The sequence below is a fragment of the Cupriavidus sp. SK-4 genome (assembly GCF_000611125.1).
Classification (GTDB): domain Bacteria; phylum Pseudomonadota; class Gammaproteobacteria; order Burkholderiales; family Burkholderiaceae; genus Cupriavidus; species Cupriavidus necator.
On record NZ_JFJW01000146.1, the window covers coordinates 66,952 to 69,572 of the forward strand.

General features: G+C 70.5%; 4 protein-coding genes. 3 read left to right on the top strand and 1 reads right to left on the bottom strand.

Annotated elements, in window-relative coordinates:
* Positions 1–3: 3 nt before the first annotated feature.
* Complete coding sequence (locus CF68_RS36655) at positions 4–273, bottom strand: acyl-CoA-binding protein (RefSeq protein ID WP_084187516.1); 270 nt, start codon at positions 271–273, stop codon at positions 4–6.
* 130 nt (positions 274–403) lie between these two features.
* Here CF68_RS36655 and tsaB point away from each other — a divergent pair, with 130 nt between their 5' ends.
* The 3 genes from tsaB to CF68_RS29245 are packed head-to-tail and all read left to right on the top strand — an operon-like array spanning position 404 to position 2,573.
* Complete coding sequence (gene tsaB, locus CF68_RS29235; protein WP_035825859.1) at positions 404–1,162, top strand: tRNA (adenosine(37)-N6)-threonylcarbamoyltransferase complex dimerization subunit type 1 TsaB; 759 nt, start codon at positions 404–406, stop codon at positions 1,160–1,162.
* Positions 1,159–1,719, top strand: coding sequence for a ribosomal protein S18-alanine N-acetyltransferase (gene rimI, locus CF68_RS29240; protein ID WP_035825861.1), 561 nt, complete (start codon positions 1,159–1,161; stop codon positions 1,717–1,719). The genes tsaB and rimI overlap by 4 nt, the downstream gene beginning before the upstream one ends.
* Positions 1,716–2,573 carry a uracil-DNA glycosylase family protein gene (locus CF68_RS29245; RefSeq protein ID WP_035825863.1) on the top strand — a complete coding sequence of 286 codons (858 nt, stop codon included), beginning with the start codon at positions 1,716–1,718 and terminating at the stop codon, positions 2,571–2,573. The genes rimI and CF68_RS29245 overlap by 4 nt, the downstream gene beginning before the upstream one ends.
* Positions 2,574–2,621 lie beyond the last annotated feature (48 nt).

Genomic DNA, 2,621 nt, shown 5'->3' on the forward strand with positions numbered 1-2,621 from the left:
AGCTTAGCTGGCTACGCCGCTGCGCAGTTCTTCCACCAGCGCGATGTACTGCTCCATCGCCTGTTCGCGCGCGGTGCCGCGCAGGGCCTCCCAGGCTTCAAACTTGTAGCGGCCGACAAAGTCGGTCATGCCGGGCTTGTCGCCGTGGGCATCGCCTTCGCTGCCTTGCTTGAACAGGGCATACAGGCGCAGCAGGGACATATTGCTGGGGCGCTCGCTCAGTTGCTTGACCTCGATCTGGGCCTGGTCGAAGCGTGCCTGCAGGTCGCTCATGGGGGTTCCTCCGTGTGTGCTGTCTGGATTGCGAAAGTGCAGGCCGATGATAGCCGCCCGGCGGCCCCGCGCCGTCCGTATAAAACCGAAGAAGCCCTCGATTCCGGGCGTCACCGGATACAATCGCGCCATGTCCTGGATTCTTGCTGTTGAAACTTCTACAGAGTGGTGCTCGGTCGCGCTCGGACGTGCGGTGCCGGGTGCCGGAGTCGAGTGCCTGGTGCGCCATGAGCACACTGGTGCACGCTCGTCGGCACGCGTGCTGCCGGCTGCCGGCGAGCTGCTGGCCGAAGCCGGCATCGCGCTGGCGGACTGTGCCGCGATTGCCTTTGGCGCCGGCCCGGGCTCGTTCACCGGCCTGCGCACTGCCTGCGGCGTGGCACAGGGGCTGGCCTTCGGCGCCGGGCTGCCGGTGGTTCCGGTCAATACCCTGATGACCTGCGCCGAGCGCGCGCGGGCCGCCACCCCGGCGCTGCCGGACGACACCGCGGTGCTGGTGGCGCTGGACGCGCGCATGGATGAAGCCTATTCCGCTGCTTTCCGCTGGCATGCCAGCGCGCGGGAATGGGCGGAAGTCACGCCGATGCAGGTCAGCGCGCCGGAAACCGTGCCGCTGCCCGACGGCGATTTCTGGCTGGCCGGCAATGCAGCCACCGTCTTCGGCGAGCGGCTGGCGGGCCTGGCGCGCGCCGCGCGCGTGCTGCCGGAGGCGATGCCCCATGCGCAGCCGATGGTCGCCATTGCACTGCGCGCACTGGCGCGCGGCGAGGCCATCGACGCCGACCAGGCCATGCCGATCTACCTGCGCGACAAGGTCGCGCAGACCATCGCAGAACGCGAAGCCGCCGCTGCCGCCCGTGCCGCGGCCCAGGCCGGGAGCGCATCGTGAGCGCAGCCTATCCGCTCGATCACCGCAACGACTGGCCGGCCGTGCCGGCCATGCCGGCGCTGCCGGACGGCTGGGCCCTGGGCCGCATGAGCGCGCTCGACCTGGAGGCCGTGGCGGGCATCGAGGCGCGTGCCTACAGCCATCCATGGACCCGCGGCAATTTCGAGAACTCGGTCAAGTCCGGGCATCTCGGCCTGACGCTGCGCGACCCGGCCGGCACGCTGGTGGCCTACGCCGTGCTGATGCCGGTAGTCGATGAAATGCACCTGCTCAATATCACCGTCGAGCCGCGGCGCCAGCGCCAGGGGCTGGGGCGGCTGATGCTGGCGGTGGTGCTGGCCACCTCGCACGCGCACCGCATCCATACCATGCTGCTGGAAGTGCGGCCGTCCAATACCGGGGCGATCTCGCTGTACCAGGCGGCGGGGTTTGCCGAGATCGGGCGCCGCAAGGGCTATTACCCGGCCCTTGGCAGCAAGCGCGAGGACGCGCTGGTGCTGCGCCGCAACTGGCCGGCCGAGTCCGCCGCCAATGAAGGCACGGAGGGCAGGGCATGAGCCGCCGCGCACAGTTCCTGGAAGTCCTGGGCATTCCGACCGAATGGGTGCCGCGCGAGCGCGCGGATGCGCAGGCAGAGACCGCGCCGGAGGCGGCCGTGGCGCAGGCAGCGATGCCTGTTGCCGAGGCGCCGGTGGCCGAGGTCGCCGCAGCGGTTGCGGAAACCGCCGTGCCGGTGCCGGCGCCAGTGGCGCCGCCGGTCTCCCGGGCACCGGTTGCGCCTGATCTGGTTCCCGCCGGCCCGGAACCCGGCTCGGCGCAGGCGGGCCGCGAAGCCGCCATCGCCAGCATGGAATGGCCCGCGCTGGACGCCGCCGTGGCCGGCTGCACCGCGTGCGGCTTGTGCCAGAACCGCACCAATACCGTATTCGGCGTGGGCGACCGCCAGGCCGAATGGATGCTGGTGGGCGAAGCCCCCGGCGAGAACGAAGACCTGCAGGGCGAGCCCTTCGTGGGCCAGGCCGGCAAGCTGCTCGACAATATGCTCGGCTCGCTCGGGCTGGCGCGCGGACGCAATGTGTTTATCGCCAACGTGCTCAAGTGCCGCCCGCCCGGCAACCGCAACCCGGAGCCCGAGGAGGTGGCGCAGTGCGAGCCGTTCCTGCGCCGCCAGATCGCGCTGGTGAAGCCCAGGGTGATCGTGGTGCTGGGCCGCTTTGCGGCGCAGTCGCTGCTGCGCACCACCACGCCGATCGGCAAGCTGCGCGGCACCGTACATAGCTATGAAGGCATCCCCGTGGTGGTGACCTACCATCCGGCTTACCTGCTGCGCACCCTGACCGACAAGGCGCGCGCCTGGGAAGACCTGTGCCTGGCCAGGGAGGTCCATGACCGTGCGGGAGCTGGGGCCTGATCTCTCCTTGACCCGCGGCGGCGACGGCAACAGGCCGTCGGGCCCGCC